Annotated in this window: 15 protein-coding genes; 6 read left to right on the top strand and 9 right to left on the bottom strand. The window is 71.4% G+C overall.

The window, feature by feature from the left end:
- Nucleotides 1–22 precede the first annotated feature (22 nt).
- The 5 genes from VFJ21_10460 to VFJ21_10440 all read right to left on the bottom strand — a co-directional run bounded on the left by VFJ21_10460 (nucleotide 23) and on the right by VFJ21_10440 (nucleotide 6,206).
- The gene (locus VFJ21_10460) at nucleotides 23–2,062 is read right to left on the bottom strand and encodes an ABC transporter ATP-binding protein (GenBank protein ID HET7407541.1); all 2,040 of its coding nucleotides are present in this window, start codon (nucleotides 2,060–2,062) and stop codon (nucleotides 23–25) included.
- On the bottom strand, nucleotides 2,062–3,795 hold the full coding sequence (locus tag VFJ21_10455) for an ABC transporter ATP-binding protein (protein HET7407540.1): 1,734 nt from the start codon (nucleotides 3,793–3,795) through the stop codon (nucleotides 2,062–2,064). Before VFJ21_10455 ends, VFJ21_10460 begins: the two co-directional genes overlap by 1 nt.
- A 107-nt stretch (nucleotides 3,796–3,902) precedes the next feature.
- Nucleotides 3,903–4,043 (bottom strand): hypothetical protein, encoded by a 141-nt coding sequence (locus VFJ21_10450; protein ID HET7407539.1) that lies wholly within the window; start codon nucleotides 4,041–4,043, stop codon nucleotides 3,903–3,905.
- Between the two features lie 163 nt (nucleotides 4,044–4,206).
- Complete coding sequence (locus VFJ21_10445; GenBank protein HET7407538.1) at nucleotides 4,207–5,529, bottom strand: HAMP domain-containing sensor histidine kinase; 1,323 nt, start codon at nucleotides 5,527–5,529, stop codon at nucleotides 4,207–4,209.
- A complete protein-coding gene (locus tag VFJ21_10440; protein HET7407537.1) occupies nucleotides 5,526–6,206 on the bottom strand; it encodes a response regulator transcription factor in 681 nt (226 codons plus the stop codon). The genes VFJ21_10445 and VFJ21_10440 overlap by 4 nt, the downstream gene beginning before the upstream one ends.
- 79 nt (nucleotides 6,207–6,285) lie before the next feature.
- Between VFJ21_10440 and VFJ21_10435 the strand changes: the two genes are divergently transcribed.
- The 4 genes from VFJ21_10435 to VFJ21_10420 all read left to right on the top strand — a co-directional run bounded on the left by VFJ21_10435 (nucleotide 6,286) and on the right by VFJ21_10420 (nucleotide 10,419).
- A complete protein-coding gene (locus VFJ21_10435) occupies nucleotides 6,286–7,533 on the top strand; it encodes a TQO small subunit DoxD (GenBank protein HET7407536.1) in 1,248 nt (415 codons plus the stop codon).
- An 8-nt stretch (nucleotides 7,534–7,541) separates the two neighbouring features.
- On the top strand, nucleotides 7,542–8,357 hold the full coding sequence (locus VFJ21_10430; protein HET7407535.1) for a hypothetical protein: 816 nt from the start codon (nucleotides 7,542–7,544) through the stop codon (nucleotides 8,355–8,357).
- Between the two features lie 63 nt (nucleotides 8,358–8,420).
- Nucleotides 8,421–9,788: a ferredoxin reductase family protein gene (locus VFJ21_10425; protein ID HET7407534.1), complete on the top strand. Its 1,368-nt coding sequence runs from the start codon at nucleotides 8,421–8,423 to the stop codon at nucleotides 9,786–9,788.
- A 4-nt stretch (nucleotides 9,789–9,792) separates the two neighbouring features.
- On the top strand, nucleotides 9,793–10,419 hold the full coding sequence (locus VFJ21_10420; protein ID HET7407533.1) for an FMN-binding protein: 627 nt from the start codon (nucleotides 9,793–9,795) through the stop codon (nucleotides 10,417–10,419).
- A 34-nt stretch (nucleotides 10,420–10,453) separates the two neighbouring features.
- Here VFJ21_10420 and VFJ21_10415 read toward each other — a convergent pair whose 3' ends face one another.
- On the bottom strand, nucleotides 10,454–10,927 hold the full coding sequence (locus VFJ21_10415; protein ID HET7407532.1) for a hemerythrin domain-containing protein: 474 nt from the start codon (nucleotides 10,925–10,927) through the stop codon (nucleotides 10,454–10,456).
- A 13-nt stretch (nucleotides 10,928–10,940) separates the two neighbouring features.
- A complete protein-coding gene (locus VFJ21_10410) occupies nucleotides 10,941–11,276 on the bottom strand; it encodes a metal-sulfur cluster assembly factor (protein ID HET7407531.1) in 336 nt (111 codons plus the stop codon).
- Nucleotides 11,277–11,725: 449 nt separating this feature from the next.
- On the opposite strand from VFJ21_10410, the gene VFJ21_10405 reads away from it, so the two are divergent.
- Nucleotides 11,726–12,985 carry a DEAD/DEAH box helicase gene (locus VFJ21_10405; protein HET7407530.1) on the top strand — a complete coding sequence of 420 codons (1,260 nt, stop codon included), beginning with the start codon at nucleotides 11,726–11,728 and terminating at the stop codon, nucleotides 12,983–12,985.
- A gap of 14 nt (nucleotides 12,986–12,999) precedes the next feature.
- On the opposite strand, the gene VFJ21_10400 is transcribed toward VFJ21_10405, so the two are convergent.
- Complete coding sequence (locus VFJ21_10400) at nucleotides 13,000–13,632, bottom strand: trimeric intracellular cation channel family protein (GenBank protein HET7407529.1); 633 nt, start codon at nucleotides 13,630–13,632, stop codon at nucleotides 13,000–13,002.
- A gap of 65 nt (nucleotides 13,633–13,697) precedes the next feature.
- Nucleotides 13,698–14,273 (bottom strand): TetR family transcriptional regulator, encoded by a 576-nt coding sequence (locus VFJ21_10395; GenBank protein HET7407528.1) that lies wholly within the window; start codon nucleotides 14,271–14,273, stop codon nucleotides 13,698–13,700.
- A gap of 158 nt (nucleotides 14,274–14,431) precedes the next feature.
- Between VFJ21_10395 and VFJ21_10390 the strand changes: the two genes are divergently transcribed.
- Entirely contained in the window at nucleotides 14,432–15,940 is a 1,509-nt protein-coding gene (locus VFJ21_10390) for an MFS transporter (GenBank protein HET7407527.1), read from the top strand.
- The last annotated feature ends 34 nt before the right edge of the window (nucleotides 15,941–15,974 follow it).

Genomic DNA, 15,974 nt, shown 5'->3' with positions numbered 1-15,974 from the left:
TCAGGCTCAGCACGGGTTGCGCTCAGTGCGTCAGCGCCTCGCCGGTCGCTGCGAACTGCGACTGGTAGAGCCGTGCGTAGGCCCCGTCGGCCTGCAGCAGCGTCTGGTGGGTGCCGTGCTCGACGATCTCGCCGTGCTCCATCACCAGGATCAGGTCGGCGTCGCGGATCGTGGACAGGCGGTGCGCGATCACGAACGACGTGCGGTCGGTGCGCAACGCGCTCATCGCGTGCTGCAGCAGCAGCTCCGTCCGGGTGTCGACCGACGAGGTGGCCTCGTCCAGGATCAGCAGCTCCGGACTCGCGAGGAAGGCCCGCGCGATCGTCACCAGCTGGCGCTCGCCCGACGACAGGTTGGAGCCCTCCTCGTCGACCCTGGTGTCGTAGCCGTCGGGCAGCGAGTGCACGAACCTGTCGACGAAGGTCGCTCGGGCGGCGGTGCGGATCTCGTCCTCGGAGGCGTCCGGTCTGCCGTAGGCGATGTTGTCCCGGATGGTGCCTTCGAACAGCCAGGTGTCCTGCAGCACCATGCCGATCTGGCGGCGCAGCGCCGAGCGTGGCATCGACGTGATGTCCACCCCGTCGAGGGTGATCCGACCGCCATTCACGTCGTAGAACCGCATGATCAGGTTGACCAGCGTGGTCTTGCCTGCGCCGGTGGGCCCGACTATGGCGACGGTCTGGCCGGGCTGGGCGACGAGGGACAGGTCCTTGATGAGCGGCTTGCTCGGGTCGTAGGAGAACGACACGTGCGCGAAGCGGACCTCGCCGTGCCGCTCGGGCGCGGCGCTGCCTGTGGCGTCGGCGGGTTCCTCGGGAGCGTCGAGCAGCTCGAAGACCCGCTCCGCGGAGGCGACACCGGACTGCAGCAGGTTGGCCATCGAGGCGACCTGGGTCAGCGGCTGGGTGAACTGGCGCGAGTACTGGATGAATGCCTGGATGTCTCCCAGGGACATCGACCCGTGCGCGACGCGTAGCCCGCCGACCACCGCGATGACGACGTAGTTCAGGTTCCCGACGAACATCATCAGCGGCATGATCAGGCCGCTGACGAACTGCGCGCCGAACGACGACTTGTAGAGCGCTTCGTTCTCGGTCGCGAAGACCTTCTCGACCTCGCGCCGCTTACCGAAGACCTTGACCAGCTCGTGGCCGGTGAAGGTCTCCTCGATGTGGGAGTTGAGCCGGCCGGTGCGGCGCCACTGGTCGATGAACATGGGCTGGGAGCGACGCATGACCACGCGCGCCAGCGCCATCGAGGCCGGCACCGACACCAGTGCGACCAGCGCGAGCAGCCAGGAGATCCAGAACATCATGCTCAGCACGGCCACGACCGTCAGCAGGCTGGTCAACAGCTGGCTCATCGTCTGCTGCAGGCTCTGGCTGATGTTGTCGATGTCGTTGGTCACCCTGCTCAGCAGCTCGCCACGGGGTTGGCGGTCGAAGTAGCTGAGCGGCAGGGCGTGGACCTTCTCCTCCACGTCCGCCCGCATCCGGCGCACGGTGTTCTGCACGACGTCGTTGAGCAGGTAGCCCTGCACGAAGCTCAGCACCGCCGCACCGGCGTAGACGAGCACGGCGAACAGCAGCACCCGGCCGACCGACCCGAAGTCGACCCCCAGCGTCAGGTGCATCGACGAGAGCAGGCTCGCCCTCGTGTGGTTGCCCGACGCATCGAGGCGAGCGATCGCCTGGGCCTTGGTGGCGTGCGGCAGCACCTCCCTGCCGATCACGCCGCCGAAGATGAGGTCGGTGGCGCGGCCGAGAAGCTTGGGACCGAGTGCGGTCAGTGCCACGCTGAAGATGGTGAGCAGCACCACGCCGACGACCTTGACGCGATCGGGGCGCATGCGCCCGACGAGCCGTCTGGCCGACGGCCCGAACGACGAGGCCTTCTGGCCGACCAGCCCGCTGCCCCACCGGCCACCGCCCGGTCCGCCGGTCTGGACCCGTTCGGTCTCCTTGAGCCGGCCGGTCTCGTGCCCGGCAGGAGGACTTCCCGCTGGTACGCCGGCGGGCCGGCCCTCCGCAGGGTCCGAGCCGTTGCCGCCGGATCGGCTCATCAGGCTGCTTCCTCGGCGCTGAGCTGGGACTCGACGATCTCCTGGTACGTCGCGCAGGTCTCGAGCAGCTGCGCGTGCGTGCCGGTGCCGACCAGCGCGCCGTCCTCCATCACGAGGATCAGGTCGGCGTCGCGGATGGTCGACACCCGTTGGGCCACGATCACCACCGTGGCGTCGCGGGTCACCGGGCGCAGCGCCGCCCGGAGCCGTGCGTCGGTCGTCAGGTCGAGGGCGGAGAAGGAGTCGTCGAACAGGTAGATGTCCGGTCGCCGGATGAGCGCACGGGCGATCGCGAGGCGTTGGCGCTGGCCACCGCTGAGGTTGGTGCCTCCTTGCGCGACGCGCGCCTCGAGCCCTTCAGGCATGAGTTCGACGAAGTCGCGTGCCTGGGCGATCTCCAGGGCCGCCCACATCTCGTCCGGACTCGCGTCCTCCTTGCCGTAGCGCAGGTTCGAGGCCACCGTCCCGGAGAACAGGAACGCCTTCTGGGGGATCAGCCCCAGCTTCGACCACAGCAGGTCGGGGTCCAGCCGCCGTACGTCCACGCCCCCCACGGAAACCGTGCCCGCGGTCGCGTCGAACAGCCTGGGCACCAGGTTGAGCAGCGTCGACTTGCCGGCGCCGGTCGAGCCGATGATCGCCACCGTCTGGCCGGGCGCGGCCGCGAAGCTCACTCCCCGGACGACGGGGACGTCGGCGCCGGGGTAGGTGAACTCGACCTCGTCGAAGCGCAAGGTGGTCGGCTCGACGATCTCGGTGACCGGCTGCGCCGGAGGCACGACGGAGGTGTCGGTGTCGAGCACCTCGACGATCCGTTCGGCGCACACCGCCGCGCGCGGGATCATCATCATCATGAACGTGCCCATCATCACGGACATGAGGATCTGCATCAGGTAGGACAGGTACGCCGTCAGCGCGCCGACCTGCATGTGCCCGGCGTCGATTCGATGCCCGCCGAACCAGAGCACGGCCACCGACGACAGGTTCGCGACGACCATGACGGTGGGGAACATCGCAGCCATCCACCGGCCGGCGCTGATCGAGACGTCGGTCAGGTCGCCGTTGGCGAGACGGAAACGCTCGGTCTCCTCGGGCTCGCGGACGAAGGCTCGCACCACCCGAACCCCGGTGATCTGCTCACGCAGCAGGCGGTTGACTTCGTCGATCCGGACCTGCATCAACCGGAAGCTCGGCACCATGTGCGTGACGATGAATCCGATCGCCACGACGAGGATCGGCACCGAGGCGGCGATCAGCCACGACAGGCCGAGGTTGACGTGTATCGCCATCACGATGCCGCCGATCATCATGATCGGGGCCATCACCATCATCGTGAACGACATCAGCACGAGCAGCTGGACCTGCTGCACGTCGTTGGTCTCGCGCGTGATCAGCGACGGCGCCCCGAAGTGCTGCACCTCACGGGCCGAGAACGACCCCACCTGGTGGAACATGCCGGCCCGGACGTCGCGGCCGAAGGCCATCGCGGTGCGGGCCGAGCAGTAGACGGCTGCGACCGAGCAGCCGATCTGCACGAGGGCGACCGCGAGCATGATGCCGCCGTGGCTGAGGATGTAGCCGGTGTCGCCCGTGATCACGCCGAAGTCGATGATGTCGGCGTTCAGGCTGGGCAGGTACAACGCTGCCACCGTCGCCACGAACTGCAGTGCGACGATCCCCAGCAGCCACGTCCGGTAGGGCGCGAGGTAGCGGCGCACCAGGGTCAACAACACGTTCTGCCCCCCATCCCCCGGCCACTCTAATCTCGCTGCGCGCCGCAGCCGGGCGGTCGGACGGCGGCCTGACCGTGCCGGGTGCTCGAGGTGGGGTGGTGCTGCCGCTAGCCGGCGAGGAGCCCGGTCAGCTGCCCGTCCCTGCCGAAGAGCGCCTGCTTCCAGTCGGCGATCAGCCGCGTGGTGTCGCGGTCGTTGGAGTGGAACCCCGGCCGGTGGTACTGCGCGAGGATTCGCAGCGCACGCATCGAGACGAACGGCGACTTCGGCAGGCGCGCCAGGCTACGGGCATGCCGCCTGGGCGGCGGCGACTGCTGTCTGAGGCCGTGCGGATTGTTTCCCGTTTCGCGGCCGTGACACTCCGGGCCGCCGAAATGCCCGCGCCGCCGTCGGTCACCTGCGGGCGCCGGGCTATCGCGGCCGGCCGCTCGGCAGCCGGACGACCGCCGTCAGGCCGCCGCCCGGGGTCTCGTGCAGCTCTGCGCTGCCGTGGTCGGCCGCGACGAGTCGCGCCACGATGGCGAGCCCCAGCCCGGAGCTCGACGGCTGCGAGCGGCCGCTGACGAACCGGTTGAACGCCGCGTCGCGCTGCGGCTGGGTCAGGCCCGGGCCGTCGTCGGCTACGGAGATGACGACGCTGCCGTCCGCCACCCGGGCCGTCACCGCGATGTGGTTGCCCGGGCCGAGGGCCTCGAGCGCGTTGGCGAGCAGGTTGTCGAGCACCTGGTCGAGGTGGCCCGGTGTCGCCCAGGCACGGGCCGGCCCCACCGCGGTCGTCAAGGTGACCCCACACTCCTTGGAGGCGGGTTCCCACAGCTCGACGCGCTCCTCCACGATTCCACGCACGTCGACCGACTCGGGATGGGTGACCATCTCCTCGGCCCGGGCGACCGCGAGGAGGCCGTCGGCGAGCCGGGTGAGCCGGCCGATCTCGCGCAGGGCGCCGTGGAGCTCACTGCGCAGATCGCCCGGGACGTCGTCGGCGAGCAGCTCCAACCGCAGCCGCAAGGCGGCCAGCGGGGTGCGCAGCTGATGCGACACGTCGAGCGTCATGATGCGGTGACTGTCGAGGAGCGAGCCGATCCGTGCGGCCATCTCGTCGAACGCGCGCGAGAGCTCGCGCACCTCCGGCGGCCCATTGGTCCCACCGGCGCGAGCCGTGATGTCGCCACCGCCCATGCGCATCGCTGCGCCGCGAAGATCCCGCAACGGACGGGCGATCCAGCGGGCCAGGCCGACGGCGACGAGCGCGCCGACCGCCAGGGCCAGTGCGGCCGCGGCGCTCAGCCCTGCCCAGAGCCGCTCGATCCGGCGGTCGAGCGGCTCGGCCGCACGCACGAGCACGAGCCTCCCCTCGGGGTGCGCCTTCGGGCCCACCGTCGCCACCGCGGTGACGGTGTCGACGACCTCGGGCGCGCGGCCGGCCCGGACGGCTCGGATGGCCGCCTGGGTCGCGTGGGCACCTTCGGCGACCAAGACGTTGCCACGGTCGTCGAGCAGGATGACGGTGTCGCCGGGGTGGGCCTGCAGGGTGATCAGCCCGCGATCTTTCGGGTCCGCCCGGTCGCCCAGCCGCTCCTCCGCGACCGCCGCGAGAGACGCTGCGGTCCCGTTCACGGCGTCTTGAAAGTCGCGCCGGTGCTGCGCGGAGAGATCCGCACCGAGAGGTACGACGATGAGCGCGAGCACGCCGATGAGCAGACCGAGGAACCCCGCCAGGATGCGGCGGGTCACGGTGCCCGCAACCGGAACCCGCGCCCGTAGACGGTCTCGATGAGCGATGGGTCGCCGAGCTTGCGCCGCAAGGCCGCGATGTGGACGTCGAGCACCCGGGTGGGGCCATACCAGTGCTCGTCCCAGGCCCGGTCGAAGATCTCCTCGCGGCTGACCACTCGGCCGGGCTCGGTGATCAGACACGAGAGGATGTCGAACTCCTTGCCGGTCAGCACCACCGACGCGCCGTCCACCTCGACGCGCCGGCCGTCGAGGTCGACCGACAGCGGCCCGTACCGGAGGAGGGTCGGCTGGCTGCGCTCCGCCCGGCGCAGCACTGCTCGCATCCGCGCCATCAGCTCGGCGAACCCGAACGGCTTGACCACGTAGTCATCGGCACCGCTGTCCAGGGCGCGAACCCGGTCGGGCTCGGCGTCTCGCGCCGTGACGACGATGATCGGCGCGTCCGTGCAGCCGCGCAGCTGGGCGCAGAGGGGCATGCCGTCGACGTCCGGCAGGCCGAGGTCGAGCAGGATCAGGTCGGCCTCCGAGTGCTGCAGCGCTTCGGATCCGGTCCGGACGGCGATGACGGAGCAGCCGGCCCGCTCGAGCCCGCGGGTCAGCTGTTGCGCGATCGATCGGTCGTCCTCGACCAGCAGCACCCGGACGCCGGTCAGCGCGTCGCCCGGTGCCGTCACGGTGCAACGGTACGGCCGCGGCATCGCCGGCGCGCCGCGCTGAACGACTTCTTAGTCACCGCCGCGTCACTCTGGGGTCGTGACGTTCCAGCGGACGGGGCAGACATCGGCGGTGCGCACCGCGCCGCCGCCGGCGCCCCCCGCGTGGTTGGCCGGTCGCCGTTGGACCGAGCTCGGGCTGCGGCAACCCGGCTGGTTGATCCTGCCCCTGCGCGGCTTCCTTGCGGTGACGTTCATGTACGCCGGCCTGCAGAAGCTCGCCAATCCGGCGTACCTCGACCCGCACAACCCGGCGTCGGTCGTCGGGCAGATGCACTCGTTGCAGGCGACCAGCCCGATCGGGCCGCTGCTGCAGCTGTCGGCGCACGCGCCGACTCTGGTGGGCCTGCTCATCGCCTTCGGCGAGCTCGCCGTGGGCGTGGGCGCGCTGCTCGGCCTCTTCACCCGGCTCGCGGCGATCGGCGGGATGCTGCTGTCGCTGACGTTCCTGCTCACCGTCAGCTGGAACACCACGCCTTACTACTACGGCTCGGACATCGTCTTCCTGTTCGCGTGGACGATCCTGGTCGGCTTCGGGGCCGGCGGGGTCCTCAGCGTCGACGGCTGGCTGACCGAGCGGGCCCGGTTGTCGACCGGGGTCGGCGGGCTACCGGCCGTCGTCGGCGTCGAGGTCCCGCGGCTGCGCCAGCTGTGCGCCCACGGGTCGAGCTGCGGGCTTCGACCCTCCGGCGAGTGCGGCCGCCGTGCCGACTGCCCGGTCTTCCCGGTCCGCGAGCCGCTGTCGCCGGCGGCTCGCGACGAGATCGACCGGCGGACCCTCCTCGGGCGCGCGCGGGTCGCGGCTCTCGTCGCGGTCGTCGCCGGAGCCGGCGGCGGGCTGACCGCGGCAGCCGGTCGCCTTGCCGGCGGCACCACGAGCACGCAACGTCGAGCATTGCCCACGTCGCGGCGGGCGACGCCGCAGCCATCCGCGACGTCCTCGGCGACGACATCCCGGCCGACCGCGCCCGCTGCCCCACCGCCGGGGACCGCGGTCGGTCCCGTCTCGGCGGTGCCCGTCGGCCAAGCCCGCAGCTTCACCGACCCGGCCAGCGGCCAGCCCGCCTGGGTCGTGCACGCGAGCAGCGATCGCTTCGTCGCCTTCTCGGCCGTGTGCACCCACGCCGGCTGCACCGTGGACTTCGACCCGTCCAGCGAGGAGTTCGTCTGCCCCTGCCATGGCGGCACGTACGACGCGAAGACCGGCCAGGTCCTCGGTGGGCCGCCGCCGGCGCCGCTCGACGGCATCCCGGTACACGTCGTGTCCGGTGAGATCCGGGTCGACTGAGGAGAGGCATGCAGCAGTTCGCGTCCGAGACGGGGCTCCCGCCGGTGCTCAACGACGTCGTCACGACGGCGATGGGCACCGCCCATCGAGAGGACCCGGTGGCCCCGCACACCGGGGGTCCCGCCGGCAACGCGCGCCTGACCGCCTGGGCGGGGCTCTTCCTACTCGTCGCGTTCCTCGTCGAGTGCTTCACGTTGCTGTCGCTGAACGCGATGATCAACATCCACATCTTGCTCGGCGCGTTCCTCATCCCGCTGGTGCTGCTGAAGACGGCGACGACCGGCTGGCGCATCGTGCGCTACTACTTGGGCGCATCGGCCTACCGCGCCGCTGGGCCGCCGCCGCTGGTCCTGCGGGTGCTCGGCCCACTGGTCGTCCTGACCGGTCTCGCCGTGGTGGGCAGCGGTCTCGCGCTCGTCCCCCTGGGAGACGGGGCGTTCAGCTCGCTGGGCAGCGTGGTCGGCTTTCGGATCAGCCCGCTCACCGTGCACCAGGCGTCGTTCATCGCCTGGCTGGTCGCAACGGGCCTGCACGTGCTCGCGCGCACTGTCCCGGCGGTGCAGGTCGCGGCGGGCGGAAGACCGCACCGTCGGCGGGTGCCCGGGTCCGTGGGCCGGGGCGTCGTCATGCTCGGGACGCTGGCCCTGGGCGCGGCCATCGGGGTGCTGGTCCTGCACCTCGCGGGCGGGTGGACCGACGGCAGCGTTCGCGCGTTTCACCACCACGAGTTCGACCGGATCCACGACGACTCGCAAGGCATGACCGCGACCCCTCATCGCGGGTCTGTTTCCTCCGCACCCGTCTCGTCGTTGGGACGGTCGTGAACCTGGCGGTCCGCCGTTGATCGCTGCACGGTCCGCAGGTCACTCGACGGGCGGCGACCGGCGATGACGGCGGTGCGCCCCGGGCCTGCGGCGAGCGTCGCGTTGAGCCGGCGGGAGGCCGCGCTCCTGGTGACGGCCGCCTGCGCGACCGGCTTTCTCCTGGTGCTCGTGCCGTGGTGGCAGGACCCCGCCACGCGGACGGTGCGCAGCGGCGGCGACGTGCTCGTCGGCGTCGCCCGGGCGGCCGGCATGCTCGCCGCCTACCTGCTGCTCGTACAGGTCGCGCTGCTGGCCAGGGTTCCCTGGCTGGAGCGCCGGGTGGGCACCGACTGGCTGACCGGCGCGCATCGCTGGCTCGGCTCCTACGTCATGGGCCTCGTCGCCGTCCACGTCGGCGCGGTGATCGTGGGCTATGCGGCGTACGACCACGCCTCCGTCTCGCACGAGACGGCGACGTTGGTCCTCACCTATCCCTACGTGCTGCTCGGCACCGTCGGGCTGGCGCTGGTCGCGCTCGTCGTCGTCACGTCGTTGAAGCCGCTGCGCCGCCTGCTGCCCTACGAGGTGTGGCACACCCTGCACCTGCTGGCCTACGTCGGCATCGCGCTGGCGATCGTCCACCAGCTGGTCGACGGTGCGCAGTTCGCCCGGCACGCGACGATGCGCGCGGGCTGGATCGGTGCGCACGTCGTGGTGCTGCTGCTCGTGCTGCGTTACCGGGTCGGTGACCCGCTCCTGCTGTGGAGCCGGCACCGGTTCCGGGTCGTCGACGTCATCCCCGAGGCCGACGGGTCGGTCAGCGTCTACGTCGGCGGGCGCAACCTGTCGCGGCTGCCGATCGAGGGCGGCCAGTACTTCCGCTGGCGCTTCCTGACCCCGTCCGGCTGGTGGCACGCGCACCCGTTCTCGGTGTCGCAGGCACCGAACGGCCGATGGCTGCGGATGACCGCGAAGCCGGTGGGTGACCACACCAGCACGCTGCACCGACTCCGCGAAGGCGTCCCGGTCATCCTCGAAGGGCCTTACGGCGCGGTCACCCGCCGGCTCGCCCGTGGGCGGCACCTGGTGCTCGTCGCGGGCGGCTCCGGCATCGCCCCGATGCTCGCCATGGCCCAGGAAGCGGCGCGTGCGCGGACCCACGTCACACTGATCTACCGCGTCAGCGGTCGCGGGCAGGCGTGGTTCCAGACCGAGCTCGACCGGCTGGCGCAGACCGGCCACGTCGACCTGCACGTCCTCGCCGGCGGCCGGCACGAGGAGGAGGTACGTCGGTTCCTCCGGGCCGGCCAGCTGACCCGACTCCTCACCGAGCCCGGTGAGGTCGACGCCTACCTCTGTGGTCCCGAGGGGCTCGTGAGCGAGATGATCACGTTGCTGCAGGCTGCGGGGGTCGCCGCCCCGCGCATCCACACGGAGAGCTTCGCGTGGTGAGCGCATGAGCGTCCGCCCATCGGTCGCTGTGGGGCTCACGACCGTCGCGATCGTCGCGCTGCTGCGCTACGAGCAGGCCGCCCCACCGGCGGAGCCGGCCGCCCGGCCGGTTGCCGTCGCGCCCGCGACGGCTGCGCCGAAGATCTCCGCCGCGCCGGCGCACCCGCCCGTCGCGGCAACGGCCCAGCCGGCGTCCCGGTCGCGTCCTGTGGTGGCGCCGGTCCGCGCTGCGGTGCCCGCGAGCGCGCCCGCATCGCGGGCACCGGCCGCACGGACCGCGACTGCACCGGTCAAGACGGCCCCGGCGCCGGCCGCGACCCGCGCCGCGCCGGCGCCCAGTCCCCGGCCGACGACCACGACCTACACGGGTCAGACCGAAGACACGCCGTACGGTCCGGTGCAGGTCGAGATCTGGGTCAGCGGCGGTCGCATCACCGACGTGCAGGCTCTCCAGCTGCCCAACGACACGCCACGAAGCCAGGAGATCAGCTCCTACGCCGGCCCGCAGCTGCGGCAAGAAGCCCTGCAGGCGCAGAGCGCGAACATCGACACGGTGTCCGGCGCGACCTACACCTCCGACGGCTACCGGCAGTCGCTGCAGTCCGCTCTGGACCAGGCGCACCTGCCGTAACGGGCCGCCGCCGACCGGGCAGGCGGCGGCAGGGTCAGGACGCGACGGCGCGGTAGTCCGCGAACCGCTGCTGCATGACCGGGAGCAGCGCCGGCAGGTCGACCGCGGGGTCGGCGGCCAGTGCAGGAAGCAGGAGCTCGTTCTCGCGGCGTACGTGGCCGACGAACACCGCGCGGATCGCGGCGGCGACGGACGCCGAGTCGACCGCGGCGGTCGCCCCGGCCAGGTCGGTGGCGAGCCCGAGCAGCGTCTCGTGCTCGAAGATCATGCCGGTGACGAGCGGGCGCAGGTCCGGCGTGACGGCGGCGGCGTAGAGCACGTCCTCCTCGGCGCGAGCGTGCGGGACGATGTCGTGGTCGAGCAGGCCGCGAAGCTCGGCGACCGCAGCAGCGGGGTCGGCGCCGTCGCGGGCGGCACGGACGACCGCGTCCACGCGGGCGTCGAGGGCCGCCTCGAGCTCGGCGTGGTGGCCGGTGATCGCGGCGACGATGTCGGTGGTGGCGGGCATGGTGCACTCCTTGTCAGTGGCGCCAGCCGAGCAGCTGCTTGGCGTAGTCGGTCATGTCGTGGTCGGGGTCCCACGGGGGGTTCCAGACGACCTCGACCTCGACGTCGGTGACGGTGGTGACCTGACCCAGCAGGTCCTGGATCTGCTCGGTGATGTAGGGCCCGAGCGGGCAGGCCGGCGTCGTCAACGTCATCGCGATCCCGACCGCGCCGGTCTCCGCGATGGCGATCTCGCGCACGAGCCCGAGGTCCATGATGTTGACGCCGAGCTCGGGGTCGATGACTTCGTGCAGCAGCTCGCCGATCGACTCGTGGGTCGGCTCGGTCGTGAGCAGGTCGGTGAGGAGCACGGCCTACTCCTCGTGCCGCGTTGCGCGGCCGGTGATGGGGTGGGTCACGACAGGGAATCCTCTCCGCGCGCTCGGTGCGACACCTACTTTTTACTGAGACATCTTGTGAGAAACAATAGGCCGTTGGTCCCGAGGCCGCAACGAATCGCGCACCGTCGCTGATACCCTTGCGGCACTGACGGTGCGTCGCGCCGTCGTCTCCCGCGGGCGAGCCGCCCGCGAGGTCGCAGAAGAAGTGTTCCCGTCGGTGTTGGCGAGCCTCCTTGTGGCCTGCCGATCGATGAGTTGGAGCACGTCCCATGTCTTCGCCACACCAGCGGCGACCCACGTCGTCATCGCGGCCTCGCCGCCGACCGCACCCGCGCAGCGTTCCCGCCGCCGCCGTCGAGCCCACCCCATCCGCGTTGGAGCGCCTGCTTGACGAGGCGTCGGCACGCGAGGCGCCGCCGGTGACGTCTTTCGCAGCGGCGGGGCTGCCCGCCGTCCTGGTGGACGCGCTCGCCCGGCGCGGCATCAACGCCCCGTTCGCGATCCAGGCTCGCGCGCTCCCGGACGCCATCGCGGGACGTGACGTGCTCGGCCGTGCGCAGACCGGTTCCGGCAAGACCCTCGCCTTCGGGCTGCCGACGCTGGCGCGCTTGTCCGGCCGGCGTTCCAGGCCTCGCCACCCGCGCGGCCTGGTGCTCGTCCCGACCCGTGAGCTCGCCATGCAGGTCGCCGACGCGCTGCGCCCGCTCGCCGACGCGGTCGACCTGCGCATCGTCGCGGTCTTCGGCGGGTCGCCGTACGGCCGGCAGCTCGCCGCGCTGGAACGCGGCGTCGACATCGTGATCGCCACCCCCGGCCGTCTGATCGACCTGATCGACCGCGGCGCCTGTTCGCTGTCCGCGGTGTCGGTCGCCGTTCTCGACGAGGCCGACCACATGGCGGATCTCGGCTTCCTGCCCGCGGTGGTGCGGCTGCTCGACGACGTGCCGGCCGACGGGCAACGACTGCTGTTCTCCGCGACGCTCGACCGCGGCGTCGACCGCCTGGTCAGCGCCTACCTCAGCGAGCCGGCCGTGCATGCCGTCGCACCGGCGGCGTCGCCGGTCGAGGCGATGGACCACCACGCGTTCCTCCTGGAGGGCGGCGACAAGGTTGCGGTCGCCGCCGAGATCGCCGCCCGACCGGGTCGCACGCTCGTATTCGTCCGGACCAAGCACGGTGCTGACCGCCTCGCCAAGCAGCTGGGCAAGGCGGGGGTGCCTGCCGCCGCGATCCACGGCGGTCTCTCTCAGCCCGCCCGCCAACGAGCCCTCTCCGGCTTCGCCGACGGCCACCCTCGAGTGCTGGTGGCCACCGACGTCGCGGCGCGCGGTATCCACGTCGACGACGTCGACCTGGTCATGCACTTCGACCCGCCGAACGATCACAAGGACTACCTGCACCGGTCGGGCCGCACTGCACGCGCCGGTGCGCGAGGCACCGTGGTCTCCTTCATCCAGCCGGACCAGGAGCGCGCCGTCACCCGACTGCATCGCGATGCGCAGGTGACGCCCACGTCGGCGCGCGTCCATCCCGGCCACTCGGAGGTACGCCGCCTCGCCGAGTCCGGCACCCCCGTCCGTCCGCTGCAGTCGTCACCGCAACCTGCCCGGCGCGCACCGGGGCAGCTACGCGCGGGACGGTCCAAGCAGCGTCAGCATCGTCGCGACACCGCTGCGTAGTCCGTCAGCGCGTCCTACTCGGGTGAGACGCCACGTGGCCGGGGGGCGTTGAGCCCGTAGCGCACCCCGACCATGCGGATCACGAAGCACGCGGCGGCTGCGCCGAGAGCCGCGGGTACGCCGTAGACCCCCTCACGGGTCGTCGCCACGGTGATGGCTGCCGCCACCAGCGCGGGGATCGCGTAGAGCCCGCTCGTGAGCACGGTCGGCACGCGCTGGATGAGCACGTCTCGCAGCGTGCCGCCCCCCACGCCGGTGATGGCACCCAGGATCACCGCCTGCCCCACGCCGAGACCGTAGCCCAGGGCCTTGCTCGAGCCGGTGACGGCGAACAGGCTCAGCCCGAGAGCGTCGAGCACGGTGATGGGCATCATCAGCCGATCCCACCAGCGACCGGCGGCGAAGGCGACCAGCCCGCCGCCGGCCGCCACCGACAGGTAGCGCCAGTCGCGAAAGGTGGCCGGCGGCAGCGCGTTGATGAGGATGTCGCGGATGATGCCGCCGCCCAGGGCCGTGACCATTCCGAGCGAGATGACACCGACGATGTCGAGCCGCACGGCGCGTACCGCGGTCAGCGCGCCGTTGAGCCCGAATGCGAAGGTGCCGGCCAGGTCCAGAGCCAGCAGCAGGGACGGCTCGTGCGTCACCCCGGCGTACACCTCACGGGGTCGAGCCTAGGGGTTGGATCGCGGCGGATGCCCGGTCGCGTGGGTCAGCGGCTTGCCGACGCGGCGCCGTAGCGCAGACCGTCCATCAGCAGCTGTGCGATGCGGCACGGCTGCTCCTGTGACTGCGTCATGTCGCTGGTCATGCACACGCCGGCCAGGGCGCGCAGCACGTCGGTCGGGTCGACGTCGGGACGGATCTCGCCCTCGGCGACACCGGCTTCCACCATCCGCCGCATGGTGTCGCCCATCCGCTCCTGGCTGCTCGTGAACAGGTCGGAGTCGGCGGACACCACGGTCTTGAGATGCATGGCGAGGCCCTTCTTCGTCGCCACGTAGGCGACGAAGCGCTGCATCCACTCGGCGAGCGCCTCGGCGGCCGGCTTGGTGGCCAGCAGCTCGTCGGCGTCGGCCAGCATCTGGTCGAGGTTGTGGCGGTAGACCGCCTCCATCAGCACGTCCTTGTTGGGGAAGTGCCGGTAGAGCGTGCCGATACCCACGCCTGCGGCCTTCGCGATCTTCTCAAGCGACGCGTCGACACCGTCGCGGGCGAATGCCTCCGAGGCGGCCTCGAGCAGCCGGTCGCGGTTGCGGCACGCGTCGGCACGCGGCGCGCGGCCCATCGGCTCCTCCCGGCCTCGAAAAAGACATCACGAAAGGCGTTGACAAAGCGGAGGGTGCCTCCGGTAAGTTAACGGAGGCTGCTTCCGCTTAGGCGCCAGCGTAGGCCGCCGCTCGGCGATCCGCAAGGGATCATCCGCTTCGTCAGGGAGACAACCGCATGTCTGCACCCACACTCGACCGGGCTGCCGCGACCCGGGCACCTGCTCCTCGCGATCGGCGATGGCTCGCGCTCGGGGTCATCGGCCTCGCCCAACTGATGATCATTCTTGATGCGTCGATCGTGAACATCGCGCTGCCGCATGCGCAGCAGGCGCTGCACATCTCCGACGCCTCGCGCCAGTGGGCGCTCACCTCCTACACGCTCACCTTCGGCGGCCTGCTCCTGCTTGGCGGCCGCGTCGCCGACTACCTCGGCCGCAAACGCACGTTCCTGATCGGTCTGTTCGGCTTCGCCGCGGCTTCCGCGTTCGGCGGGCTGGCACAGTCGCCGGCCTGGTTGTTCAGCGCTCGCGCCGTCCAGGGTGTGTTCGCGGCAGTGCTTGCACCGGCCGTCCTGTCACTCGTCACCACGACGTTCACCGAGGCGCACGAGCGCGCGAAGGCCTTCGCGGTCTACGGCGCCATCTCGGGCGCCGGCGGAGCGCTCGGCCTGATCGCCGGCGGTGCGCTCACGCAGTACCTGTCGTGGCGGTGGACGCTGCTCGTCAACACGCCGATCGCCATCGCAGTCGCGTGCGCCGCCATCCCGCTGGTCAAGGAGAGCCGCGTCGAGGGTGACCGCCACTTCGACCTACCCGGCGCGCTCGTCGCCACCTCCGGTCTCGCCCTGCTCGTCTACGGGTTCACCGAGGCGTCCCTGCACGGGTGGACGGCAGCGTTCACCCTGACGCTGGTCGCCGTCGCGGTCGCGCTGCTCGTCGGTTTCGTCGCGTGGGAGCGCCGGGCGGCCAACCCGATGCTGCCGTTGCGTGTCGTGCTCGACCGCAACCGCGGCGGCTCCTACGCCGCGTTCCTGCTGTCCACCCTCGCGCTGTTCGGCACGTTCCTGTTCCTGACCTACTATTTCCAGGAGGTGCTGCACTACTCCGCGCTCAAGGCCGGTATCGCCTTCCTGCCGTTCCCGGCCGGGATCATCGCCTCCTCGACGATCGCGTCTCGCACGCTTCCGAGGTTCGGACCGCGGGTGCTCGCCTCGATCGGGTTCGCGGCGGCCGCCCTCGGCATGCTGTGGCTGACGCAGCTGTCGCCGGAGTCGTCCTACGCCGTGCACGTCGTGCCGGCCGAGCTGCTCGTCAGTCTCGGCATGGGCCACGTCTTCGTGCCGTTGTCGTCGACCGCCCTGCTCGGGGTGCCGAACCACGATGCGGGCGCCGCATCGGCGCTGGTCAACACGATGCAGCAGGTCGGCGGTTCGCTCGGAGTCGCGTTCCTGAACACGATCGCTACCAGCGCGACCGCGTCGTACGCCGTCGGTCACGGCGGCCTGTCACCTGCTGCAGTCGTGCACGGCTTCACCAGCGCGTTCGCCGTCAACGTCGGGATCCTCGCGGTGGCTTTCGTCGTCGTCGTGTCGCTGATCCGGCGCCCGGGCGAGAGCCGGCCGGACCTCGACGGCGGCGGTGAGCAGCCGTATCCCTTGCCGGAGCCGGTGCCTGCCCTGGGCTGATCAGCCGGCTCGCGTCTCCCGCTGCGCCGGAGTG

Source organism: Mycobacteriales bacterium, from assembly GCA_035690485.1.
Lineage (GTDB): Bacteria > Actinomycetota > Actinomycetes > JAFAQI01 > DASSKL01 > DASSKL01.
The sequence above is the reverse complement of the archived record's forward strand: the minus strand, read 5'-3'. Positions and strand labels throughout refer to the sequence as shown.